General features: G+C 71.4%; 21 protein-coding genes. 10 read left to right on the top strand and 11 right to left on the bottom strand.

The window, feature by feature from the left end:
* The first annotated feature begins 217 nt into the window (after positions 1–217).
* The 5 genes from AB0K17_RS00835 to AB0K17_RS00815 all read left to right on the top strand — a co-directional run bounded on the left by AB0K17_RS00835 (position 218) and on the right by AB0K17_RS00815 (position 6,234).
* Positions 218–1,489 carry an extracellular solute-binding protein gene (locus AB0K17_RS00835; RefSeq protein WP_365965295.1) on the top strand — a complete coding sequence of 424 codons (1,272 nt, stop codon included), beginning with the start codon at positions 218–220 and terminating at the stop codon, positions 1,487–1,489.
* An 85-nt stretch (positions 1,490–1,574) separates the two neighbouring features.
* On the top strand, positions 1,575–2,555 hold the full coding sequence (locus AB0K17_RS00830) for a sugar ABC transporter permease (protein ID WP_365965294.1): 981 nt from the start codon (positions 1,575–1,577) through the stop codon (positions 2,553–2,555).
* A complete protein-coding gene (locus tag AB0K17_RS00825; protein WP_365981670.1) occupies positions 2,552–3,382 on the top strand; it encodes a carbohydrate ABC transporter permease in 831 nt (276 codons plus the stop codon). Before AB0K17_RS00830 ends, AB0K17_RS00825 begins: the two co-directional genes overlap by 4 nt.
* A 9-nt stretch (positions 3,383–3,391) precedes the next feature.
* The gene (locus AB0K17_RS00820; RefSeq protein WP_365981669.1) at positions 3,392–4,912 is read left to right on the top strand and encodes a glycoside hydrolase family 3 N-terminal domain-containing protein; all 1,521 of its coding nucleotides are present in this window, start codon (positions 3,392–3,394) and stop codon (positions 4,910–4,912) included.
* Positions 4,913–5,103: 191 nt separating this feature from the next.
* Entirely contained in the window at positions 5,104–6,234 is a 1,131-nt protein-coding gene (locus AB0K17_RS00815; RefSeq protein WP_365965291.1) for an alpha/beta hydrolase-fold protein, read from the top strand.
* A 31-nt stretch (positions 6,235–6,265) separates the two neighbouring features.
* Here the strand turns inward: AB0K17_RS00815 and nagB are convergent, their stop codons facing one another.
* A complete protein-coding gene (gene nagB, locus AB0K17_RS00810; protein ID WP_365965290.1) occupies positions 6,266–7,051 on the bottom strand; it encodes a glucosamine-6-phosphate deaminase in 786 nt (261 codons plus the stop codon).
* Positions 7,052–7,481: 430 nt separating this feature from the next.
* Here nagB and AB0K17_RS00805 point away from each other — a divergent pair, with 430 nt between their 5' ends.
* Complete coding sequence (locus AB0K17_RS00805) at positions 7,482–8,951, top strand: histidine kinase N-terminal domain-containing protein (protein ID WP_365965360.1); 1,470 nt, start codon at positions 7,482–7,484, stop codon at positions 8,949–8,951.
* Between the two features lie 146 nt (positions 8,952–9,097).
* On the opposite strand, the gene AB0K17_RS00800 is transcribed toward AB0K17_RS00805, so the two are convergent.
* Positions 9,098–9,355 (bottom strand): WhiB family transcriptional regulator, encoded by a 258-nt coding sequence (locus tag AB0K17_RS00800; RefSeq protein ID WP_004937597.1) that lies wholly within the window; start codon positions 9,353–9,355, stop codon positions 9,098–9,100.
* 322 nt (positions 9,356–9,677) lie between these two features.
* Positions 9,678–10,646, bottom strand: coding sequence for a diacylglycerol kinase family protein (locus AB0K17_RS00795; protein WP_365965289.1), 969 nt, complete (start codon positions 10,644–10,646; stop codon positions 9,678–9,680).
* A gap of 82 nt (positions 10,647–10,728) precedes the next feature.
* Here AB0K17_RS00795 and AB0K17_RS00790 point away from each other — a divergent pair, with 82 nt between their 5' ends.
* Entirely contained in the window at positions 10,729–11,205 is a 477-nt protein-coding gene (locus AB0K17_RS00790; RefSeq protein ID WP_365981668.1) for a hypothetical protein, read from the top strand.
* Between the two features lie 168 nt (positions 11,206–11,373).
* On the opposite strand, the gene AB0K17_RS00785 is transcribed toward AB0K17_RS00790, so the two are convergent.
* The 4 genes from AB0K17_RS00785 to AB0K17_RS00770 all read right to left on the bottom strand — a co-directional run bounded on the left by AB0K17_RS00785 (position 11,374) and on the right by AB0K17_RS00770 (position 13,792).
* Positions 11,374–12,327 carry an RNA polymerase sigma factor SigF gene (locus tag AB0K17_RS00785; protein WP_365965287.1) on the bottom strand — a complete coding sequence of 318 codons (954 nt, stop codon included), beginning with the start codon at positions 12,325–12,327 and terminating at the stop codon, positions 11,374–11,376.
* 16 nt (positions 12,328–12,343) lie between these two features.
* On the bottom strand, positions 12,344–12,760 hold the full coding sequence (locus tag AB0K17_RS00780) for an anti-sigma regulatory factor (RefSeq protein ID WP_126915983.1): 417 nt from the start codon (positions 12,758–12,760) through the stop codon (positions 12,344–12,346).
* 198 nt (positions 12,761–12,958) lie between these two features.
* Positions 12,959–13,495 carry a GNAT family N-acetyltransferase gene (locus AB0K17_RS00775; RefSeq protein ID WP_365965286.1) on the bottom strand — a complete coding sequence of 179 codons (537 nt, stop codon included), beginning with the start codon at positions 13,493–13,495 and terminating at the stop codon, positions 12,959–12,961.
* 36 nt (positions 13,496–13,531) lie between these two features.
* Positions 13,532–13,792, bottom strand: a complete 261-nt coding sequence (locus tag AB0K17_RS00770; RefSeq protein ID WP_344437253.1) for a UBP-type zinc finger domain-containing protein — start codon at positions 13,790–13,792, stop codon at positions 13,532–13,534.
* Between the two features lie 57 nt (positions 13,793–13,849).
* On the opposite strand from AB0K17_RS00770, the gene AB0K17_RS00765 reads away from it, so the two are divergent.
* Positions 13,850–15,445, top strand: a complete 1,596-nt coding sequence (locus tag AB0K17_RS00765; protein ID WP_365981822.1) for a Na+/H+ antiporter — start codon at positions 13,850–13,852, stop codon at positions 15,443–15,445.
* A 199-nt stretch (positions 15,446–15,644) separates the two neighbouring features.
* Here AB0K17_RS00765 and AB0K17_RS00760 read toward each other — a convergent pair whose 3' ends face one another.
* A complete protein-coding gene (locus AB0K17_RS00760; RefSeq protein ID WP_365981667.1) occupies positions 15,645–16,550 on the bottom strand; it encodes a pyridoxal-phosphate dependent enzyme in 906 nt (301 codons plus the stop codon).
* Between the two features lie 46 nt (positions 16,551–16,596).
* Between AB0K17_RS00760 and AB0K17_RS00755 the strand changes: the two genes are divergently transcribed.
* Positions 16,597–17,508 (top strand): glutaminase, encoded by a 912-nt coding sequence (locus tag AB0K17_RS00755; protein WP_365965284.1) that lies wholly within the window; start codon positions 16,597–16,599, stop codon positions 17,506–17,508.
* A gap of 18 nt (positions 17,509–17,526) precedes the next feature.
* Here the strand turns inward: AB0K17_RS00755 and AB0K17_RS00750 are convergent, their stop codons facing one another.
* The 3 genes from AB0K17_RS00750 to tatA all read right to left on the bottom strand — a co-directional run bounded on the left by AB0K17_RS00750 (position 17,527) and on the right by tatA (position 20,299).
* Positions 17,527–18,465: a beta-ketoacyl-ACP synthase III gene (locus tag AB0K17_RS00750; protein ID WP_365965283.1), complete on the bottom strand. Its 939-nt coding sequence runs from the start codon at positions 18,463–18,465 to the stop codon at positions 17,527–17,529.
* Positions 18,466–18,626: 161 nt separating this feature from the next.
* On the bottom strand, positions 18,627–19,982 hold the full coding sequence (locus tag AB0K17_RS00745) for an alkaline phosphatase (protein ID WP_365981666.1): 1,356 nt from the start codon (positions 19,980–19,982) through the stop codon (positions 18,627–18,629).
* A 101-nt stretch (positions 19,983–20,083) separates the two neighbouring features.
* Positions 20,084–20,299, bottom strand: coding sequence for a Sec-independent protein translocase subunit TatA (tatA, locus tag AB0K17_RS00740; protein ID WP_365981665.1), 216 nt, complete (start codon positions 20,297–20,299; stop codon positions 20,084–20,086).
* Positions 20,300–20,461: 162 nt separating this feature from the next.
* Between tatA and AB0K17_RS00735 the strand changes: the two genes are divergently transcribed.
* The gene (locus AB0K17_RS00735) at positions 20,462–21,946 is read left to right on the top strand and encodes an LCP family protein (RefSeq protein ID WP_365981664.1); all 1,485 of its coding nucleotides are present in this window, start codon (positions 20,462–20,464) and stop codon (positions 21,944–21,946) included.
* Positions 21,947–22,053 lie beyond the last annotated feature (107 nt).

Here is a 22,053-nt window from a genome sequence, read left to right as displayed (position 1 = left end):
GCTGCCGTCACCGGCTCCTCCGTCCGTAGCGGTCACATGGTGGCACGGGCATGGCCCGGGACGGCCGGAGCTGCCCCCGGCCGGTGCCGAGGTGTCGGTCCGGTAACGGAGCCGAGGCGACTCTTATACACCCTTGACACCCCAAAAGGTCTAGGCCAAGCTGCGGGCACTGGTCTAAACCATTAAAGACCACAGTCGGTCCTTGAGGGAGAGTGCCGTGAAGCGAGGGCTCATAGCGGCGACGGGTGTCGCGGCCATGCTGGTGAGTGTTGCTGCCTGTGGGTCCAGCGACAGTGACAAGGAGAAGGCCGCCGACGGTTCCAAGGGCAAGACCCTCACCGTCTGGTTCATGGATGGCTCGAATCCGCCGGGCTGGACCAAGGCCGTCCAGGCCGAGTTCGAACAGAAGACCGGTGCGAAGCTGGACATCCAGGTCCAGAAGTGGAACGGGATCCAGCAGAAGGTCACCACCGCCCTCTCCGAGTCCAACCCGCCGGACGTCCTGGAGATCGGCAACACCCAGACCCCCTCCTACGCCCAGACCGGCGGCCTCGCCGAGCTCGACGACCTGAAGAAGGAGATCGGCGCGGGCTGGACCGAGTCCCTCAACAAGGCGGCCGTCTTCGAGGGCAAGCAGTACGCCGCCCCCTGGTACGCCGCCAGCCGCGTGGTCATCTACAACAAGCGCATCTGGGCGGACGCCGGCATCAAGGACGTGCCGAAGACGCGCGAGGAGTTCTTCAAGGACCTGGAGGCCATCCAGAAGAAGGGCGACGCCGAGCCGCTCTACCTTCCCGGCCAGAACTGGTACTTCTTCGACGGCCTGACCATCGGCACCGGCGCCGACCTGGTGAAGAAGGACGGCAAGAAGTACGTCTCCAACCTCGCCGACCCCAAGGTCGCCAAGGCCATGGAGATCTACAAGCAGTACCAGGCCTTCAGCAAGGCCCCCAAGGACAAGGACGAGGCCACCCCGCAGCAGGCCGACATCTTCGCCAAGGGGAAGACGGGCGCGTTCATCGGCATGGGCTGGGAGGCCCAGACGGCGATCAAGGCCAACCCGCAGATCGAGAAGGAGATCGGCTACTTCACCATCCCCGGTGAGAGCGCCGACAAGCCCGAGGGCGTCTTCCTCGGCGGCTCCAACCTCGCCGTCGCCGAGGGCAGCAAGAAGAAGGACCTCGCCGAGGAGTTCCTGAAGATCGCGCTCTCCGACAAGAACGAGGCGGCACTCGCCAAGGAGGTCGCCTCGATCCCCAACAAGGAAGCGCTGCTGACCAACGTCAAGGGCAACGCCGCCGCCGAGGCCGCCGCGCCGGCCGCCAAGGGCGGTGGCACCACGCCGCTGATCCCCGAGTGGGCCAACGTCGAGAACGCGCCCAACCCGATCAAGGCGTACATGACGGCCGTCCTCGAAGGAAAGTCCCCGGCCGACGCCGCCCAGCAGGTCGAGGCCGAGATGAACAAGCGCCTCAGCCAGAAGCAGTAGGGCAGCGCATCGGGCCCGGGCCCCGGCCCGGGCCTCGAGCCACGCACCACCGTTCCACAGGTCCACAGGGAGAAGGCGGACGACGATGTCAGCGCAGATCGAGGAGGTGCCGGCCACCGCGCCTGCGCCCCGGACCGGCAAGGGCACCGCGCCGCCGCCCCGCCGCGGCCGTGAGCGCGCTGCCGGCAGCGTGCCGTACCTGCTGATCCTGCCCACCGTCGCGCTGACCGTGCTGCTGCTGGGCTGGACGATGGTCAAGAACGGCCTGCTGTCCCTGCAGAACCTCAACAAGCGCCAGCTGATCCGGCATGTCACCGAGTGGACGGGCCTCGACAACTACTCCGACGTGCTGCGCAGCAGCGAGTTCTGGCACGTCACCGGCCGGACGGTCGTCTTCACGGCCGCCAACGTCGCCCTGATCATGGTGCTCGGCTGCCTGATCGGCCTGCTGCTGGCCCGGCTGGGCGGCAAGGCCCGCCTGCTGCTCTCGCTCGGCCTGGTGCTGGCCTGGGCCATGCCGGTCGTCGCCGCGACCACCGTCTTCCAGTGGCTGTTCGACCAGCGCTTCGGCGTCGTCAACTACCTGCTCGATGCCCTCGGCTGGCACTCCATGGCCGGCTACAACTGGACCAGCGGACAGCTGTCCACGTTCTTCGTCATCACCGTGCTGATCGTCTGGCAGTCGATCCCCTTCGTGGCGATCAACCTCTACGCGGCGACGACCACCATCCCCAAGGAGCTGTACGAGGCGGCCTCCCTGGACGGCGCGGGCACCTGGAAGAAGTTCACCTCCGTGACCTTCCCCTTCCTCAAGCCCTTCTTCCTCGCCACGACCTTCCTGGAGGTCATCTGGGTCTTCAAGGCCTTCACCCAGGTCTTCGCCATCAACGAGGGCGGCCCCGACCGGCTCACCGAGACCCTGCCGGTGTACGCCTTCGCCGAGGGCATGGGCAGCCAGCACTTCGGCATGGGCGCCGCCATCTCCATCCTGACCATCGTGATCCTGCTGGGCCTGACCGCCTACTACCTGCGCCTGGTGCTCAAGCAAGAGGAGGACGAGCTGTGAGGCGCTCGCTGATCGGCCGGATCTGGCCGCCCGTGACGGCGTGCGTCCTGTTCGTCGTCTTCGCCTTCCCCGTCTACTGGATGTTCGCCACGGCCTTCAAGGCCAACAAGGACATCGTCAGCGACACCCCGGTCTGGTTCCCGACCAGCCCCACCTTCGGGCACTTCGACAGGGCGGTGGCGGCGGACGGCTTCTGGACGTTCGTGGGCAACTCCCTGACCGTCACCCTGGTGGCCGTCGGGCTCTCGCTCGTCATCGCACTGCTGGCGTCCTTCGCGGTCGCGCGCATGCGCTTCAAGGGCCGCAAGGGCTTCGTCCTGGTGATGATGATGGCGCAGATGGCCCCCTGGGAGGTCATGACCATCGCGTACTACATGATCGTGCGCGACGCGGACATGCTCAACAGCCTGCCGCCGCTCATCGCCATCTACACCGTCATGGTGCTGCCCTTCACCGTCCTGACGCTGCGCGGCTACGTCGCCGCCGTGCCCAAGGAGCTGGAGGAGTCCGCCATGGTCGACGGCTGCACCCGCCTCCAGGCATTCCGGAAGGTGATCTTCCCGCTGCTGGCGCCGGGCGTCATGGCCACGTCGCTGTTCGGCTTCATCACCGTGTGGAATGAATTCCCGATGGTCCTCATCCTCAACAAGGACCCGGGCGCCCAGACGCTCCCGCTGTGGATCACCGGATTCCGCACCACCTTCGGCGACGACTGGGGCGCCACCATGGCCGCCTCCTCGCTCTTCGCCGTACCGATCCTCGTCCTCTTCGTCATCCTGCAGCGCAAGGCGGTCGGAGGGCTCACCTCCGGCGCAGTGAAGGGCTAGGAGACCGACATGACCACCGACATGACCGCACCCGCCCCCGCCGGCACGCTCACCCGCGACGCCCTCACCGTCCTGCAGCCCGGCTTCACCGGCACCACCGCCCCCGACTGGCTGCTGCGCCGGCTCGGCGAAGGACTGTGCTCCGTCGGCCTCTTCGGCCGCAACATCGCCTCGGCCGGGCAGCTGGCCGCGCTCACCGCCCGGCTGCGGGCCGAGTGCCCGGACGTGCTCGTCGCCATCGACGAGGAGGGCGGCGACGTCACCCGTCTGGAGGTGCGCACCGGCTCCTCCTTCCCCGGCAACCTCGCCCTCGGCGCCGTCGACGACACCGAGCTGACCCGCTCCGTCGCCCGCGAGCTCGGCCGGCGGCTCGCCGAGTGCGGCGTCAACCTCAACTGGGCGCCCTCCGGCGACGTCAACTCCGACCCCGACAACCCCGTCATCGGCGTACGGTCCTTCGGCGCCGACCCGCACCTCGTCGCCCGGCACACCGCCGCCTACGTCGAGGGGCTGCAGTCCGCCGGGGTCGCGGCCTGCACCAAGCACTTCCCCGGCCACGGCGACACCGCCGTCGACTCCCACCACGACCTGCCCCGGGTCGAGGCCGGCCTGGAGACCCTGCGCACCCGGGAGCTGGTGCCCTTCCGCGCGGCCGTCGCCGCCGGCACCAGGGCCGTGATGAGCGCACACATCCTGCTGCCCGCCCTCGACCCCGCCCTGCCGGCCACCCTCAGCCCCGCCGCCCTGCACGGCCTGCTGCGCGCACCCGTCGCCGACGGCGGGCTCGGCTTCGACGGGCTGATCGTCACCGACGGCATGGAGATGGCCGCCGTCTCCGCCACCTACGGGATCGAACGCGGCAGCGTCATGGCCCTGGCGGCCGGCGCGGACGCGATCTGCGTCGGCGGCGGGCTGGCCGACGAGGCCACCGTGCTGCGGCTGCGCGACGCGCTCGTCGCGGCGGTGCGCGCCGGCGAGCTGGCCGAGGAGCGCCTCGCCGACGCGGCCGCCCGGGTACGGGCGCTGGGCCGCTGGACCACCGGTACGGGTGCGGGCGCGGGGGAGGGGACCGCGCCCGCACCCGGCATCGGGCTCGTCGCGGCGCGGCGGGCCCTGCGGGTCACCCCGTCCGCGGGGTTCGCGCCGCTGACGCAGCCCGCGCACGTGGCGGCCTTCACCCCGGTGGCCAACATCGCCGTGGGCGACGAGACGCCGTGGGGCGTCGGTGCGGAGCTGGCGCGGCTGCTGCCGGGGACGACCACGCTGACGTACGGTCCCGAGGACGACGGCGCCGAGCAGGTGCTGGCGGACGCCGGTGAGCGGCGGATCGTGGCCGTGGTGCGCGACGAGCACCGCCACGGCTGGATGGGCCGGGCGCTGGACGCGCTGCTGGCGGCCCGGCCGGAGACGGTGGTCGTGGAGATGGGCGTGCCGCGGGCCGCGCCGCGCGGTGCGGTGCACGTGGCGACGCACGGGGCGGCGCGCGTGTGCGGCACGGCCGCCGCGGAGGTCCTGGCGGGGGTGCGGTAGGCCGTGTCCGGCGGGTCATGCAGCGCCCCGTAGGGGCGCCTGGCCCCGTTCATCACATCGCTGCTCCGACTAGACTTTTGTCAAGCACCCGGACGAGGGAACCTGCAGCTCGGCATGGTCCGTCTTCCCGGACGGAACATCCGTTACTGCCTTCGGGCAGCAGCCCTCTCGGGCCGGCAGCTGGAGCACGTGTGAACACACCCCCGACGACGCATCCGCCGTCCACCGCGCCGTACCAGTCACGGGGCCGGCGCCGTGCCACCCGTGCACGGCGCTGGATCGTCGCGGGCGCGTCGGTGGTCGCGCTCGGACTGGTCGCCTGGCCGGTGATGAGCTACTTCGAGATACCCCCCTTCACCGACGAGGGAGCCCCGGTCAGCTACGACCAGGGCGGCGGCGCGACCGACGGCAAGGGCGGAAAGCCGGCCGACTCGAAGACGCTGCTGCCCACAGGCCCGAAGGCCGATTTCCGCAACGCCAAGACGATGAGCGACGGCACGCAGGTCAGCGTCGTGTCGATCACCGGCGGGAAGTCGGGCTTCAAGGGCAAGGTGTGGGTCTGGGCGCCCAAGGAATACATGGACCCGAAGTTCGCCAAGAGCGGCTTCCCCGTGCTGATAGCCCTGCCCGGTGGCCCGGGCCACGACGGCAATTACTGGGCGTTCGGAGAGTTCGGCAACGACAAGCTCTCCCTGGAGGGCAGCATCACCAAGTGGTACCAGGAGGGGAAGAGCAAGCCCTTCCTCCTGGCGATGCCGATCCTCAATCCGGGCCCGGACGACGGCGGCATCTACTGGGACGGCAGTGACATCCCCGGCCAGCCCAAGATGGGCACCTGGCTGACGGAGGACGTCCCCGACCTCATGAAGGCGAATTTCCGCACGCTGAAGTCGCGTGACGGCTGGGCCTTCATGGGCTCCTCCACCGGTGGATTCGTGGGCCTGAAGTCCGTGCTGCAGAAGCCGGACAAGTTCAAGGCCGTCATCGCCTCCGGCCCCGACATCGTGCCCGACTCCCCGCTGTGGAAGGGGCACGAGACCGAGCGGCAGCAGAACAACCCCGAGGTCCTGGCCAAGGAGCTGATCGCCCGCAAGGGCCCCGACGTCTACCTGGCGTTCCAGTACGGGACCAAGGAGAACAAGAAGATGATCAGCGACGTCACGAAGTTCATCGCGACGTACGGCGACAAGGGCCCGGTCCACACCAAGCTGAACGTCATCGAGGGCGGCACCCACAACGGCGCGACGTACCTGCGGGGCATGGACGCCGGACCGATCGAGTGGATCAGCGAGCACCTGGAAGGCCCGACCCCCGCCTCCTGACGGGCGCCGGGCCACCGGTGCGCCGTTGCTCCTACAGCCCCTGCCAGGCCGGCTTGGCCGCGTACGTGGCGCGGAAGTAGTCCGCGAGCTTCAGCTTCGAGGCCGCGGCCTCGTCGACGACCACCGTCGCGTGGGGGTGCAGCTGCAGGGCCGAGGCCGGGACGAAGGCGGAGACCGGCCCCTCGACGGAGCGGGCCACCGCCTCCGCCTTGCCCTCGCCCGTCGCCAGCAGCACCAGGTGACGGGCCTCCAGGATGGTGCCGATGCCCTGGGTGATGACGTGGTGCGGCACCTGCTCGATGTCGCCGTCGAAGAAGCGGGCGTTGTCGACGCGCGTCTGGTGGGTGAGCGTCTTGAGCCGGGTGCGGGAGGCGAGCGAGGAGCACGGCTCGTTGAAGCCGATGTGCCCGTCGGTGCCGATGCCGAGCAGCTGCAGGTCCACCCCGCCGGCCTCGGCCAGGGCGCGGTCGTACGCCTCGCAGGCGGCCGGGACGTCCGCGGTGTTGCCGTCGGGGCCCATGAAGGACTGTGCGGTCAGCCCGAGCGGCTCGACGACCTGGCGCAGGACGACCGAGCGGTAGGACTCGGGGTGGTCGGCCGGCAGCCCCACGTACTCGTCGAGCTGGCAGACGCGGGCGCGGGAGACGTCGACCGCGCCGCCGCGGACCTTGGCGGCGAGCGCCTCGTAGACGGGCAGCGGGGTGGAACCGGTGGCAACCCCGAGCAGGGCGTCGGGCTTGCGGCGCAGCAGAGCGGCCATGGCCTCGGCGATGAGCTCGCCGCCTGCCTTGGCGTCCGGGACGATGACAACTTCCACGCTGGGCCTGCCGATCTCAAGAGGGGTGTGGTATAGACCAATTTAGCAGAGCGCCTCGAACGCCTCCCGTACGACCGGGAGCCCGTACGGCCCCCAATGTGGTCCCGGATACGGCCCGGATACGACTACGGGCCGCGGCGCCTGCCGGGACCCTCGACCCAGCGGGCACCGCAGCCCGGAGCGACACCGGCCGGTGGGTGGCGCGGGGTGTGCGGGCCCCGCGGCCCGACGGGCCGGCCGGAGGCCGGGGTGCCGCGCGTGGCGCGGGCCGGCCTCGTTCCGCCTCCCTTGTGCGGAGGGGGCGGAAGACTTTGCCGTTTCATTGTGGACTAGACCATTCGCCGCTGTCCATGGGAGTTCCCCCATCGGGTGGTCCGGACGGGAAATCCCGCCGCCCGCCGCCCCGGGTAGGCTCGCTGGCGTGCCCTCCATGAACGATCTCGTACGCCAGCACACCGACCTCGACGACTCCGACCTGGAGTGGCTGCATCTGCTGGTCTCGGAGTGGCAGCTGCTCTCCGACCTCTCCTTCGCCGACCTCGTGCTGTGGGTGCCGACGCTGGACGGGACGCGGTACGTCTCCATCGCCCAGATGCGCCCCAACACCGGCCCGACCTCGTACCAGAACGACATGGTCGGCCACATGGTGCCGCGCGGCCGCCGCCCCATGCTGGATGCCGCCCTCGACGAGGGCCGGATCGTGCGCGAGGGCGACCCCGAATGGCGCGAGGAGGTCCCCGTGCGGGTGGAGTCCATCCCGGTGCGCCGGGAGGGCCGGGTGCTGGGTGTCATCGCCCGCAACACCAACCTGCTGACCGTCCGCACGCCCAGCCGGCTGGAGCTCACCTACCTGCAGAGCGCCTCCGACCTCGCGCAGATGATCGCGGCCGGCACCTTCCCGTTCCCCGATCAACAAGTCGACATGGACGCCTCGCCCCGGGCCGGCGACGGGCTGATCCGGCTGGACGCCGACGGCATCGTCCAGTACGCCAGCCCCAACGCGCTCTCCGCGTACCACCGGCTCGGGCTGGCCGCCGATCTCGTCGGCCACCATCTGGGCGAGACCACCGCCCGGTTGGCGCCCTCCCGGGCCCCGGTCGACGAGGGCCTGGCCAAGCTGGCCAGCGGCTGGGCCCCGCGCGAGTTCGAGGTTGAGGCGAACGACGGGGTCATCCATCTGCGCGCCATCCCGCTCAAACCCAAGGGCAGCCACATCGGTTCGCTCGTGCTGCTGCGCGACGTGACCGAACTGCGACGCCGCGAGCGCGAGTTGATCACCAAGGACGCCACCATCCGGGAGATCCACCACCGGGTGAAGAACAACCTGCAGACCGTGGCCGCCCTGCTGCGCCTGCAGGCCCGCCGCATCGGCTCCGCCGAGGGCAGGGAGGCGCTGGAGGAGGCGGTCCGCCGGGTCGGCTCGATCGCGATCGTCCACGAGACCCTCTCGCAGAACCTCGACGAGCGGGTGGAGTTCGACGAGATCGCCGACCGGGTGCTCGCCATGGTCGCGGAGATCTCCCCGGGCCGGGTCGCCGCCCGGCGCACCGGCCGCTTCGGGATACTCGAGGCCGAGGTCGCCACCCCCCTGTCGATGGTGCTGACCGAGCTGCTGCAGAACGCCCTGGAGCACGGCTTCGGCCCGGGCGAGCAGGGCACGGTCGAGGTCACCGCGGTGCGCGGCGGCACCCGCCGGGACGCCCGGCTGCTGATCTCCGTGCAGGACGACGGCCGCGGCCTGCCCGCGGGCTTCGACCCGCAGCGCGCGGGCAACCTCGGTCTGCAGATCGTGCGCACCCTCGTCGAGGGGGAGCTGGGCGGGACGTTCGACATGGTGCCCGCCGCCGAACGGGGCACCAGGGTCGTGCTCGACCTCCCCGTCCGGGCCGAGAAGCACTGACCGGTCCCGCACCGCGCCCCGCACAGCACTGAGCCCGGTCGCTCTCGAACGAGAGCGACCGGGCTCAAAGCGTTGTATGCACTGTGTGCTTAGCGCACCGTGGGGGGTACTGCGCGCTGCGGCTCGGGGGCCGAAAGGGGTCCTCGTCAGGCGGTCGCGTTGCGCGCCCGGTTGCGGGCGGCACGGCGCTTCATGGCGCGGCGCTCGTCCTCGCTGAGACCACCCCAGACGCCGGAGTCCTGGCCGGACTCGAGCGCCCACTGCAGGCACTGCTCCATCACGGGGCAGCGACGGCAGACGGCCTTGGCTTCCTCGATCTGCAGCAGCGCAGGACCGGTGTTGCCGATGGGGAAGAACAGCTCGGGGTCTTCCTCGCGGCAAACGGCGTTGTGACGCCAGTCCATGGCTGCTCCATCTCCTCGTGTTACGGCTACGTGGCTTGTGAATGTGAACGCTTTCACGAATCCCCTCGCAAGGGAAGGGCCGACGCCCAGCTGCACGCTGGTGTGGTCCAGGGAGGAAAAGGAGGGGGTTCGGGCTCTCCGGGGAAGCCTTGATGGCGGGCTGTCCCGATCGCCAGGAAGAGACTCGCAAACCTCGGCGACGGATACAACCCCTTCCGGAAAGTTTTTTTTGATTCCTCGGTGTCGGCTAGGTCACAGCCGTCATTCCAGGGGGTGGAACCCAGTCTAAACGTTCGACTGTAAGGACTTTGGTCCCTCGCACTCACACAATCACACGCAGTGCACGGCGAACGCCTGTGAACGTCACGCTCGACCGCAGCCCGAGGTGGTCGCCGTCCATCTGGAACGGCAGGGGGGCCTGCGAATGCAAGGTGAAGGAGGTCTGGTCATGCAGTGACACAGCGTGTTTGCCCTCCGGCCCGCGCTCCGGCGTCGAGGCCAGCAGCTGCAGCGCGTGGCGGGTGGCGGTCACCGTGGACAGCTTGGTGAATCCGAGCACGTCAAGGGCGGTGTCGAAGGACGCCTGCGGCGCCGCGTAGACCGGGCGGTTGCCCAGGTAGGTCCACGGGGCGGTGTTGCAGATTATCGACATGACGAGATTCTCGAGTGGCTCCTCGTCCGGCCGTTCGAGGGTGATCGTGCCGTGCCGGCGGTTCGGTTCCCCGAGGAACTGGCGCATCATCTGTCGCACGTACAGGGCGTGGGTCGAACGCTTGCCGCGCTCGCGCTGCTGCTCCACCCGGCCCACGACCCCCGCGTCGAAGCCGAAGCCGGCGCAGAAGGTGAACCAGCGCTCGGGCACCCCCTCGTCCTCGGTGCCGGGCGTGCCGGCCGCCAGGCCGAGGCCCACCGTGCGCTCCGAGCCCTCGCGCAGCGCGTCCAGCAGGGCGCCGGTGGCCTCCACGACGTCGTTGGGCAGGCCCAGGGCCCGGGCGAAGACGTTGGTGGAGCCGCCCGGCACGACGGCCAGGCGAGGCAGGCCCTGCGGGTCGGGGCCGGCGTGCAGCAGGCCGTTGACGACCTCGTTGACCGTGCCGTCGCCGCCGAGCGCGACCACCAGCTCGATGGTCCCGCTCTCGGCCGCTCTGCGGGCCAGGTCCCGCGCGTGCCCCCGGTACTCGGTCGTCGCGACGTCCAGCTTGAGGTCGCTGGCCAGCGCGTGCGCCAGGACGTCACGCGTACGGGCACTGGTGGTGGTGGCCGAAGGATTGACCACAAGAAGCGCACGCATGCGCTTCAGCCTACCTACCTGTCGGTACACCACCCATCCCAGGCCGGGCTTTCCGGACGCCGGTACGGCTACCCTGCATCGGGTGAGCAGCAAGCAGTCCGCGTCGAAAAACCCCCGGAAGGGCGCCGCCCCCGCCGCCCCCGCCACCCGTGCGGCCTCCCCGGGCCCCCGGCCCGCCCGGCTGACCGCCGCGGCGGCGCTGGTCGGCCTGGAGGGCCTGGCCCTGTTCGCCGCGGGCGCCGCCATGCTCGTCATGGGCCTGCTGGGCCGCCCCGACAGCCCGCAGCAGGCGGAGACGGGCGGCCTGACCGTCCTGGCCCTGGCCGTGCTGCCGCTGCTGGCGGCGCGCGGGCTGTGGCTGCTGCGCCGCTGGAGCCGCGGCCCGGCCGTGATCACGCAGATCATGGCGCTGCCGGTGGCCTGGACGCTCTTCAACGGCGGCGGGGCACTGATCGCCGGGGCGGTGGCGCTGGCAGCCGCGGCCGTGGCCGTGCTCGTGCTGCTGGTCAGCCCCGCGGCGGCCGAGGCGCTGGGCGCCGGGCCGCGCAGCGCCCCGTAAGGGGCGCCCCGTAAAGGGGCGCGGTCGGCCGCCGGCGGCCTGCGGCCGACGTGCCGCCCCGGTCCGGGCGCAGCACGGTATGCCCTCTGCGGGCGCGTCGTGGCTTGTCGCGCAGTTCCCCGCGCCCCTTACGGGGCGCGCCGTGGTGCCGCGGGACAGGAAGGCGCCTCACTCCTCGATCAGCAGGCGGTCCCGCAGCTGGGCGAGGGTGCGGGCCAGCAGCCGGGAGACGTGCATCTGCGAGATGCCGACCTCCTGGGCGATCTGGGACTGGGTCATGTTGCCGAAGAAGCGCAGCAGCAGGATCTTCTTCTCGCGCGGCGGCAGGTCCTCCAGCAGCGGCTTGAGGGACTCGCGGTACTCCACGCCCTCCAGCGCCTCGTCCTCCGCGCCGAGGGTGTCGGCGACCGCCGGGGACTCGTCGTCGGTGTCCGGCACGTCCAGGGAGAGCGTGCTGTAGGCGTTGGCCGACTCCAGGCCCTCCAGCACCTCCTCCTCGGAGATCGACAGGTGCTCGGCCAGCTCGTGGACGGTCGGGGCGCGGCCGTGCCGCTGGGAGAGCTCGGCGGTGGCCGTGGTCAGCGACAGCCGCAGCTCCTGCAGCCGGCGCGGCACCCGCACCGCCCAGCCCTTGTCGCGGAAGTGCCGCTTGATCTCGCCGACGACGGTGGGCGTGGCGTACGTGGAGAACTCCACCCCGCGGTCGGGGTCGAACCGGTCCACGGACTTGATCAGCCCGATCGTGGCGACCTGGGTGAGGTCGTCCAGCGGCTCGCCGCGGTTGCGGAAGCGCCGGGCCAGGTGCTCGACCAGGGGCAGGTGCATCCGCACCAGGTGGTTGCGCAGCTCGGCGCGCTCGGGCGAGCCGTCGGGAAGCGCGCGCAGCTCGACGAACAGGGCCCGGGCTCCGCTGCGGTCGTGCGGATCCGGGTGCGGGTTCCGCTGCCGGCGCTGCTGCTGATCCATGTGGTCCGCCCGCTCCGAAGGGTCGCTGGCCTGGTCCGGACCGGGGTCCGGGCCCTGCGGGCCGGGACGCTCCGGATCGAGGTCCTCCGGATGCGGCCGGGCAGGCTGCTGCGGGATGGCCGGGGTGCGCACTCCCCGCGGTGACGCAGTACTCACGGAGCCCCCTCTTCCGTCACGGCTGTCCGGGGCCGGCGCCGCGCTTCTTGTGCAGGCTGATGCTGACCGTACGGTCCTCCGCGACGGTGGAGTCCACCTCTCCGGCCAGGGCGGAGAGCACCGTCCAGGCGAAGGTGTCGCGCTCGGGCGCACGGCCGTCGGTGGTGGGTGCCGAGACGGTCACCCGCAGGGCGTCCCCCACGAGCCGGAAGACGCAGCTGAGGACGGAGCCCGGCACGGCCTGTTGCAACAGGATGGCGCAGGCCTCGTCCACGGCGATGCGCAAGTCCTCGATTTCGTCGAGGGTGAAGTCCAGCCGGGCCGCGAGGCCGGCCGTCGCTGTCCGCAGCACCGACAGGTAGGCACCTGCGGCGGGCAGCCGGACTTCCACGAAGTCCTGGGTCGTCCCAGGCTCGCCTGCGATGGGGGACACCCTCACCTCCAAGGTGGCACAAGCTCATTGAGCTGAGTTGAGCGCCGGTCCCGCGCGGTCCGGTGAAGGCCGGTGCGGGTCGGGGCGGCACATGGTCCGGCTGAGACGCTATCGCGATCTGCGGTTCCGCGCCGCAGGCCCACGACTGTCACTCATGGTAAACCCATGAGTACGGACAGTGGCTAGAGGTCTGCGGTCTCAATTCGAAAGCGAGGACGGCTCGTTGGGCCGCTTGCTCGGATTTTCGTCACTCTGCGCGAGCGCCGCAAGAGCCCGGAGCGGTTCGCCGGTAAGTCGTTGCACGGTCCATTCGTCCATGGCCTGCGCCCCGATGGACTTGTAGAACGCGATCGACGGGGCGTTCCAGTCCAGCACTGACCACTCGAAACGGCGGTAGCCGCGCTCGACGCAGATCCGGGCGAGCTCCGCGAGCAACGCCTTTCCGTACCCGCCGCCCCGCGCGTGCGGCCGTACGTAAAGGTCTTCGAGATAGATACCGTGCGTACCCGTCCACGTCGAGAAGTTCCGGAACCACAGCGCGAAACCGAGCGCCTCGCCCGGCTTTTCGTCACTCTCCGCCATCAGGGCGAACACGGCGGGTTCCGGACCGAACAGCGCCTCGCGCAGCTGTTCCTCGGTGGCCTGTGCCTCCTCCAGCGCCCGTTCGTACTCCGCGAGTTCGCGGATCATCGCGTGGATCTCCGGCACGTCGGCCGGCGTGGCGGTACGGATCATGCCTGCATGCTAGCCCGGGCCCCGCGCAGCACCCCTTCAGACGATGTGCTTGTCCACGTAGCACCAACGCCAGGTCTGCCCCGGCTCGAAGCTGCGCATCACCGCGTGCCCCGTCCGCTCGAAGTGCGCCGTCGCGTGCCGGTACGGCGAGGAGTCGCAGCAGGCCACGTTGCCGCACACCAAACACATGCGCAGCTGCACCGGATGACTGCCCGCCGCCTCGCAGTCCGGGCACGTGACGGCCAGCGGCTCCGGCTCGGGGCGCGGCAACCCCGGAACGTGCGCACACTCGATCATGATTGCCAGGGTAGATCGCACAGCCGGATCGTGTGTGCGCAGACAGGCGGGGAGCCCATGGACGTCATGCCGTTGCTGTTGCTGGTCGCCGCCAGCGCCGTCGTCGCCGGCGCCGCCCGCCGCACCCCCGTACCCGCCCCCCTGCTGCTCGTCGCCGCCGGGCTCGCCGCCGCGTACGTCCCCGGCGTGCCCGACTACGCCCTCGATCCGCACATCGTCCTGCCGCTGCTCCTGCCGCCCCTGCTGCACACCGCCGCCCTCGACAGCTCCTACCTCGACCTGCGCGCCAACCTGCGGCCCGTGGCGCTGCTGTCCTTCGGCTACGTGCTGTTCGCCACCGTCTTCGTCGGCTACGCGGCCTACCTCGTCGTCCCCGGGCTGCCGCTCGCCGCCGCCATGGTGCTCGGCGCCGTCGTCGCCCCGCCCGACGCCGTCGCCGCCACCGCCATCGCCCGCCGCCTCGGCCTGCCGTCGCGGCTCACCACCATCCTGCAGGGCGAGTCCCTGGTGAACGACGCCACCGCCATCACCGCCTACCGGGTGGCGGTCGCCGGCGTCGTCGGCGGCAGCGTCAGCTGGGCGCACGGCATCCGCGAATTCGTCCTCGCCGCCCTCGGCGGCGTCGTCGTCGGCTTCGTCCTGATGGTGCCGCTCCACTGGCTGCGCACCCACCTGCGCGAACCCCTGCTGCAGAACACCCTCTCCCTGCTCATCCCCTTCGTCGCCTACGGCACCGCCGAGCAACTGCACGCCTCCGGCGTGCTGGCCGTCGTGGTCGTCGCCCTCTACCTCGGCCACCGCTCCTGGCAGGTCGACTTCGCCACCCGGCTGCAGGAGGCCGCCGTGTGGCGCATGGTCGCCTTCCTCCTCGAATCCGCCGTCTTCATGCTGATCGGCCTCCAGCTGCCGGTGGTGCTCCGGGAACTGGGCACGTACGGGGTGGGGGAGGCCCTGATCTACGCGCTCGCCGTCTTCGCGGCCGTCGTCCTCGCCCGCTTCCTGTGGGTCTTCCCCGCCACCTTCGTGCCCCGGGCCCTGTCCCGGCGCGTGCGCGAACGGGAGGAGAACCCCACCTGGCAGGGCGCAGTGATCATCAGCTGGGCGGGCATGCGCGGCGTCGTCTCCCTCGCCATCGCCTTCTCCGTACCCGTGGCCGCCACGCACGGGCCCTTCCCCGCCCGCAACCTCATCCTCTTCCTCACCTTCACCACGGTGATCGGCACCCTCGTGGTGCAAGGCCTCACCCTGCCCCCGCTGATCCGCCGGCTCCGGCTGCCGCAGCGCGACCCCGGCAGGGACACCCTCGTCGAGGCCCAGGCCCAGAGCGAGGCCTCCGAAGCCGCGGAGCGGCGCCTGGCCGAACTCCTCGCCGACGAGCGCAACGCCCTGCCCTCCCCCCTGGCCGACCGCCTGCGCGCCGTCCTCGAACGCCGCCGCAACGCCGTCTGGGAACGCCTCGGAGCGGTCGACGAGCGCACGGGGGAGTCGGTCGACGACACCTACCGGCGGCTGTCGCGCGAGGTCATCGGGGCGGAGCGGGCCGTGTTCGTGGCCCTGCGGGACGCGCGGCGCATCGACGACGAGATGCTGCGCACGCTGCTGCGGCGCCTGGACCTGGAGGAGGCGGCCGCATACCGCGAGGAGACGGCCTAGCGCCCCGAAGGGGCGCGGGGCTCTGTCGATGTGCGGCTGCCGCCGCGTGGGCGCGACAAGCCACGACGCGCCCGCAGTCGGCCCCCGGGGTGGCGTGTCGGCTGCGGGCCGTCGCCGGCTGATCGCGCAGTTCCCCGCGCCCCTACGGGGCACTGCGTGATCAGCCGGACACGCCCTAGCCGTCTCCGGCGGATCTTCGTCACGCGCCCGTGATCACGGCCGCCACCGTCGTGCCCGGCGCGAACGCGCCCTCCTGCGCCAGCGTCGTCAGCCCGAAGAGCATCTTCGCCACGTACACCCGCTCCAGCGGAACGTCGTGCCGGGCCTCGAAGTCCGCCGCGAACGCCTCCAGCTCCGGCGTCCGCCGGGCGTAGCCCCCCGCGTGGAAGCGCTCGTCCAGCACCCACTGCCCGCGCCGCCCGCCGAACGCCTCCCGCTGCAGGCGCAGCACCTCCTCGCCCAGGAAGCCGCCCTTGAGCACCGGGAAGCCGATCGCCCGCTGTCCCGGCCCCAGGCCGGCCGCCAGGCCCGCCAGCGTGCCGCCCGTGCCGCAGGCGACGCCCACCACGTCCGCCACGCCGCGCAGCTCGCGGCCGAGCACCTGGCAGCCGTGGACGGCGGCCGCGTTGCTGCCGCCCTCCGGCACGACGTAGCAGTCCTGCGGCACGAGCGCGGCCAGTACCTCCGGCTCGGTCTTGCGGCGGTACGTGGCCCGGTCGACGAAGCGCAGCCGCATGCCGTCCGCGGCGCACTGCGCCAGGGACGGGTTCAGCGGGCGGTCCGCCAGCTCGTCACCGCGCACGATGCCGATCGTCGCGAACCCCAGCAGCCGGCCGGCGGCGGCCGTGGCCCGCAGGTGGTTGGAGTACGCCCCGCCGAACGTGAGCAGCGTGCGCCGGCCGGCGGCGGCCGCGGCGCGCAGGTTCGGCTCCAGCTTGCGCCACTTGTTGCCGGGCAGGTCCGGATGTATGAGGTCGTCCCGCTTGAGCAGCAGCCGCAGGCCGCGCCGGGCGAACGCATCGTCGGCCAGCTCCTGCACAGCAGAGGGCAGCAGCGGGCGCAACGCGGCCGGATCGGGGGGATTGTCGCTGGTCACGCCCCCCATTTTGTACGCTGGCCCGGCCAGCGAGCAGAAGAGGAAGCACACCACCGTGGACTACCAGGCCGTACTCGAAGAGGTCGCCGCCTTCGCGAGGCCGCTGGTCGGCCGCGGACAGGTGGCCGACTACATCCCCGCCCTCGCGGAGGTCGACGTCGCCCAGTTCGGGATGGCCGTCGCCGACGTCGACGGCGGCCTGTACGGCGTGGGGGACTGGGAACGGCCCTTCTCCGTGCAGTCGATCTCCAAGGCCTTCGCCCTCGCCCTGGTGCTCGCGCACGGCGGCGACCGCATCTGGGAACGGGTCGGCACCGAGCCGTCCGGCAATCCCTTCAACTCGCTGGTGCAGCTGGAGTACGAGCACGGCATTCCGCGCAACCCCTTCATCAACGCCGGCGCCCTGGTCGTCACCGACCGGCTCCAGAGCCTGACGGGCGACGCCAGCGCCACGATGCTGGAATTCCTGCGCGCCGAGAGCGGCAACCCCGACGTCGCCTTCAATGCGGCCGTGGCCAAGTCCGAGTCCGAGCACGGCGACCGCAACGCGGCCCTCGCCCACTTCATGGCCAGCTACGGCAACCTCGACAACCCCGTGCCGACCGTGCTGGAGCACTACTTCCGGCAGTGCTCCGTCGAAATGAGCTGCCGCGACCTCGCCCTCGCGAGCGGCTTCCTGGCCCGGCACGGCCTGCGCACCGACGGCTCGCGGCTCCTGCCGCGGCGGGAGGCCAAGCAGATCAACGCGGTGATGCTCACCTGCGGCACGTACGACGCGGCGGGCGACTTCGCGTACCGGGTGGGGCTGCCGGGCAAGTCGGGCGTGGGCGGCGGCATCGTCGCCGTCATACCGGGGCGCTGCACGCTGTGCGTCTGGAGCCCGGGGCTCGACACGCGGGGCAACTCCGTTGCAGGCGTCGCGGCGCTGGACCACTTCACGTCGCTGACGGGCTGGTCGGTGTTCTGAAGCCCTCCGGGCCCCGCCCTACGGGCAGTGGATGACCTGGCCCGCGTACGAGAGGTTGCCACCGAAGCCGAACAGCAGGATCGGTGCTCCCGGCTCGACGCGGCCGGAGGCCACGAGCTTCGACAGAGCCAGCGGAATGCTGGCCGCCGACGTGTTGCCGGACTCCGTCACGTCGCTCGCGACGATCGCGTTGACCGCCCCCAGCCGCCGGGCCACCGGCTCGATGATGCGCAGGTTCGCCTGGTGCAGCACCACCGCCGCCAGGTCCTCCGGCGCGAGCCCCGCCCGCTCGCACACCCGCCGGGCGATCGGCGGCAGCTGCGTGGTGGCCCAGCGGTAGACCGACTGGCCTTCCTGGGCGAAGCGCGAGGGCGTGCCCTCGATGCGTACGGCGTGGCCCATCTCGGGCACCGAACCCCACACGACGGGGCCGATGCCGGGTTGCTCGGCGGCGGTGACGACGGCGGCGCCGGCGCCGTCGCCGACCAGGACGCAGGTGGTGCGGTCGGTCCAGTCCGTGACGTCGGTGAACTTCTCCACCCCGACGACCAGGGCGTTGGTCGCGGCCCCGGCGCGGATGGCGTGGTCGGCGGAGGCGAGGGCGTGGGTGAAGCCGGCGCAGACGACGTTGACGTCCATGACCGCGGGCGAGGCGAGGCCGAGCTCGGCGGCCACGCGGGCGGCGGTGTTGGGGCTGCGGTCGACGGCGGTGCAGGTGGCGACGAGGACGAGGTCGATGTCGGCCGGGTCGAGGCCGCTGGCGGCCAGGGCCTTGGCCGCGGCCCGGGCGGCCATGCTGGCGACGGTCTCGTCGGGGGCGGCGACACGACGGGTGCGGATGCCGACGCGGGTGCGGATCCACTCGTCGCTGGTGTCGACCATGGTGGCCAGCTCGTCGTTGGTGAGCACCCTGGCGGGCTGGTAGTGGCCGAGGGCCAGGACGCGAGACCCGGACATCGGGGTTCCTCCTGCGCGCGGTGGGGACGGATCTCTCAGTGTTGATGCTGAGGGGTCCTGCACCGGGTGCGTGATCCACCAATGTTCGGGCCGGATAACTGGCGTGACCGCACACGGGCCCGGCCGCCCCCACAGCGGCCGGGCCCGTGCGGGTGGGTGGGTCAGCGCAGGGAGAGCGCGGTGCGGATGGTGGTGAACAGCTCGGTCTGGTCGGTCACGCCGAGGACGCGCTGGGAGCTCGGGCCCTGTGCGGCGATGCGGACCTCGGTGCCGGTGTGCTCCTGGGACTGTCCGGGGGTGTTGGTCGAGTAGTTGACCTTCAGCTGCTGTCCCTCGTTGGTGATCAGGGTGGAGGACAGGCCGGGCGGGTTGGCCTCCAGCGGCACGATCTGGCTGCTGTGGCCGTGGTCGGCGGTGGTGACGACCAGGGTGTCGGGGTGCTTGGCCGCGTAGTCGCGGGCGACCTTCACGGCGCGGTCGAAGGCGGCGGTCTCGCCGATCTGGCCGCAGGGGTCGGCGGCGTGGTCGCGCTTGTCGATGGAGGCGCCCTCGACCTGCAGGAAGAAACCGTTCTTCTTGGCCTTGGGCGTGTTCAGCAGCTCCAGCGCGCGGCGGGTCTGCTCCTCCAGGGCGGGGGTGCCGGCCTTGCGCTCGGGGTTGCTCGTCACGCAGCGCTGGGCGGCGGTGCCGCCGACGGCAGCGGCCTTGCCGGTCCACTCGACGGGCACGTTGCCGTCGGCGAAGAGGCCGAGGACGGGCTTGCCGGAGCGGGCGCCGGCCAGGCCCTTGCTGTCGGTCACCACCTGGTAGCCGAGCTTGCGGGCCTGCTCGGTGACGGTCAGGCCCTTGTACGGGCCCTCGGTGATCTTCTGGTCGAAGCGGGCCTTGCCGCCGCCGAGGAGCACGTCCACCTTGTGGTTCACGCTCTGCTCGGCGATGGAGCCGGGGCCGCCCTTGGCGATGGTGTCGTTCGGGCAGGCCTTCATGTCGGCCGGGCCCTGGCAGCTGCGGTCGGTGGCGTGGGAGGCGAGGACGGCCGGGGTGGCGTCGGTCATCTCGGCGGTGGTGACGCTGCCGGTGGCCAGTCCGCCGCGCTGGGCGAGCTCCAGGATGGTGGTCATGGGCTTGTCGGTGCCGGGCGTCTTGGATATGCGGCCGTTGACGGTCTTGTGGCCGGTGGCCCAGCCGGTGCCGGATGCGGCGGAGTCGGTGACGTAGTCCGGCTTGCCGTTCTTGTCCACCGAGTACGTGGTGTACGCGCCGGTCATCGGGAACCTGTCCATGTTCAGCCGCCCGGCCGCGCCCACGGTGTAGTCGCGGGCGAGGGTGATCTCGGAGTCGCCCATGCCGTCGCCGATGAGCAGGATGACGTTCTTGGCCTTCTTCGGGGCGTGGGCGAAGGCGTCCGACTGGCCGCCGTGCTCCGAGGCCGCCTGGGCGGCGGGCACGGCGACACCGGCGACGAGGAGCGCGGCGGCGCTCCAGGCGAGACGGCGTCGGTACGGACGAGAACCCATGGTTGCTTCCTCCTAGCTCGGCCGCGGCGGGGTGCCGGGCGGCCGCGAGGAAGCTCACCAGGGGCGGGTGTACCGCAGGTGATCGCCGGGTGACGTCCGGGTCACCGGGGGCCGTCTACAGTTGCGGCCTTCGTGTCGGCACCTGCGCCGGCTCCTGCGTCGGCCCCGTCCTTCATCGCCTTGGCCTCGCTCTTGAGGATGCGCATCGACTTGCCGAGGGCCCGCGCGGTGTCGGGCAGTTTGCGCGATCCGAAGAGCAGGACCATGACGAGTACGACCACGAGGATGTGCCAGGGCTCCAGGGCATTGCGCAGCACGGCGGCCCACCACCTCTCATCTGACTGGTTTGGATGCGTCCCGGCCGGACAGCCGAGCCCACAATACTTGCTAGATTGCGCAACTGGACAACCAAAGTCCGTGGCCGCCCGTCTCACCGTGCGGAAACGCACGGACACCGGGGGAGCGATGAGGGTACGGACATGAGCGGCAGGCGCGGCAGGCGAGGCAGGACCGGGGGCGGGGGCGCGCGGCTGCGGACCTTCACCGTGATCGTGGTGTCGTTCCTGGTGCTGGTGACCGCCGTCGCCGGCTGGCTGTACCTCAGGCTCAACGGCAACATCAACACCTTCGATGCGGACGGGCTCTCCAAGGACCGGCCCGGCGCCGGCGTCGGCGGCCGGAACGTCCTGGTCATCGGCTCGGACTCGCGCGCCGGCGGCAACAGCGAGCTCGGCGGCGGCGAGGGCGACGTGGGCCGCTCGGACACGGCCTTCCTGCTGCACGTCCACGGCGACGGCAAGCACGCGGTCGCCGTCTCCATCCCGCGCGACACGCTGGTGGACATCCCCCCGTGCCGCAGGCCCGACGGCACCTGGACCGCCGAGCAGCCCCGCGCGATGTTCAACTCCGCCTTCTCCGTGGGCGAATCGCCGCAGGGCAACCCCGCCTGTACGCAGAACACCGTCGAGCGCCTGACCGGACTGCGCGTCGACCACACCGTCGTCGTCGACTTCGCCGGGTTCTCCGCGATGACCTCGGCCGTGGGCGGCGTCGACGTCTGCGTCCCCAAGGACGTCTACCAGGGGGACCTCAACCCGAACCTCGGCTCCCGCGGCAAACTGCTCTTCCCCAAGGGCCCGCAGACCGTCTCCGGGCAGCGCGCCCTGGACTACGTCCGCGTACGGCACGGCATCGGCGACGGCTCCGACATCGGGCGCATACAACGCCAACAGGCCTTCATGTCCTCGCTCGTGAAGAAGGTGCGCGCCCAGGGCTTCGACCCCACCACGCTGCTGCCGCTCGCCGATGCGGCCACCAAGTCCCTGACCGTCGACCCGGGTCTGGGCTCCGCGCAGAAGATGGTGTCGTTCGCGATGTCGCTCAAGGGTATCGACCTGCACGACATGAAGTTCGTGACCCTGCCCTGGCGGTACGAGGGCAACCGCGTCGCCGTCGTCCAACCCGACGCGGACGCCCTGTGGGCCGCCCTGCGCGCCGACCGCACCGTCGACGGCAAGAACGCGGGCCTCGGCGGCGGGGCGGCCCCGCAGGCCACGCCGTCCACCCCGGCGCCGATCTCGGGCGGCGGCGCGAAGGTCGCCGTGCGCAACGGCACCGAGGTCGACGGGCTCGCCGCCCGGGCCGCCGCTGCCATCGGGCAGCACGGTTTCGAGGTGACCGGCACCGCCACCGCCCGCTCCCAGGACCAGGCCACCACCGTCATCGAATTCGGCTCCGGACAGGCCGGACACGCCCGCGACCTCGCCCGGCTCTTCCCCGGGGCCTACGTCCGCGGGGCGGACATCAGCGGCATCACCCTGACCCTGGGCCGCGACTACGCGACGGCGGCGAGTCCGACTCCCTCGCCGAGCACGGAACCCCCGCCCGCCACGCTCTCCCCGGACGTCGCCCGTGGCGCCCGGTCGGCGGACGACGACCCCTGCGCCAATCTCTCCTACGGGTGATGCGGGGATGGCGTGCGGATGACGTGCGGATGGCGTGCGGCGATATGCCTGATTGATCCGCACTTGTGGTAGGTGCACAGTAGACCGTGACCCCTCCAAGGAGCTCC

Source organism: Streptomyces sp. NPDC049585, assembly GCF_040675615.1.
Taxonomy (GTDB): domain Bacteria; phylum Actinomycetota; class Actinomycetes; order Streptomycetales; family Streptomycetaceae; genus Streptomyces; species Streptomyces luteosporeus.
This window is presented reverse-complemented; position numbering and strand designations above follow the sequence as displayed.

What these genes read in the sequence shown, in the direction of transcription:
- AB0K17_RS00830 (WP_365965294.1), top strand. Translation starts at nt 1,575, where the DNA reads ATGTCAGCGCAGATCGAGGAGGTGCCGGCCACCGCGCCTGCGCCCCGG.
- AB0K17_RS00820 (WP_365981669.1), top strand. Translation starts at nt 3,392, where the DNA reads ATGACCACCGACATGACCGCACCCGCCCCCGCCGGCACGCTCACCCGC.
- AB0K17_RS00805 (WP_365965360.1), top strand. Translation starts at nt 7,482, where the DNA reads ATGAACGATCTCGTACGCCAGCACACCGACCTCGACGACTCCGACCTG.
- AB0K17_RS00800 (WP_004937597.1), bottom strand. Translation starts at nt 9,355, where the DNA reads ATGGACTGGCGTCACAACGCCGTTTGCCGCGAGGAAGACCCCGAGCTG.
- AB0K17_RS00795 (WP_365965289.1), bottom strand. Translation starts at nt 10,646, where the DNA reads ATGCGTGCGCTTCTTGTGGTCAATCCTTCGGCCACCACCACCAGTGCC.
- AB0K17_RS00775 (WP_365965286.1), bottom strand. Translation starts at nt 13,495, where the DNA reads ATGATCCGTACCGCCACGCCGGCCGACGTGCCGGAGATCCACGCGATG.
- AB0K17_RS00770 (WP_344437253.1), bottom strand. Translation starts at nt 13,792, where the DNA reads ATGATCGAGTGTGCGCACGTTCCGGGGTTGCCGCGCCCCGAGCCGGAG.
- AB0K17_RS00765 (WP_365981822.1), top strand. Translation starts at nt 13,850, where the DNA reads ATGGACGTCATGCCGTTGCTGTTGCTGGTCGCCGCCAGCGCCGTCGTC.
- AB0K17_RS00760 (WP_365981667.1), bottom strand. Translation starts at nt 16,550, where the DNA reads ATGGGGGGCGTGACCAGCGACAATCCCCCCGATCCGGCCGCGTTGCGC.
- AB0K17_RS00750 (WP_365965283.1), bottom strand. Translation starts at nt 18,465, where the DNA reads ATGTCCGGGTCTCGCGTCCTGGCCCTCGGCCACTACCAGCCCGCCAGG.
- AB0K17_RS00745 (WP_365981666.1), bottom strand. Translation starts at nt 19,982, where the DNA reads ATGGGTTCTCGTCCGTACCGACGCCGTCTCGCCTGGAGCGCCGCCGCG.
- AB0K17_RS00735 (WP_365981664.1), top strand. Translation starts at nt 20,462, where the DNA reads ATGAGCGGCAGGCGCGGCAGGCGAGGCAGGACCGGGGGCGGGGGCGCG.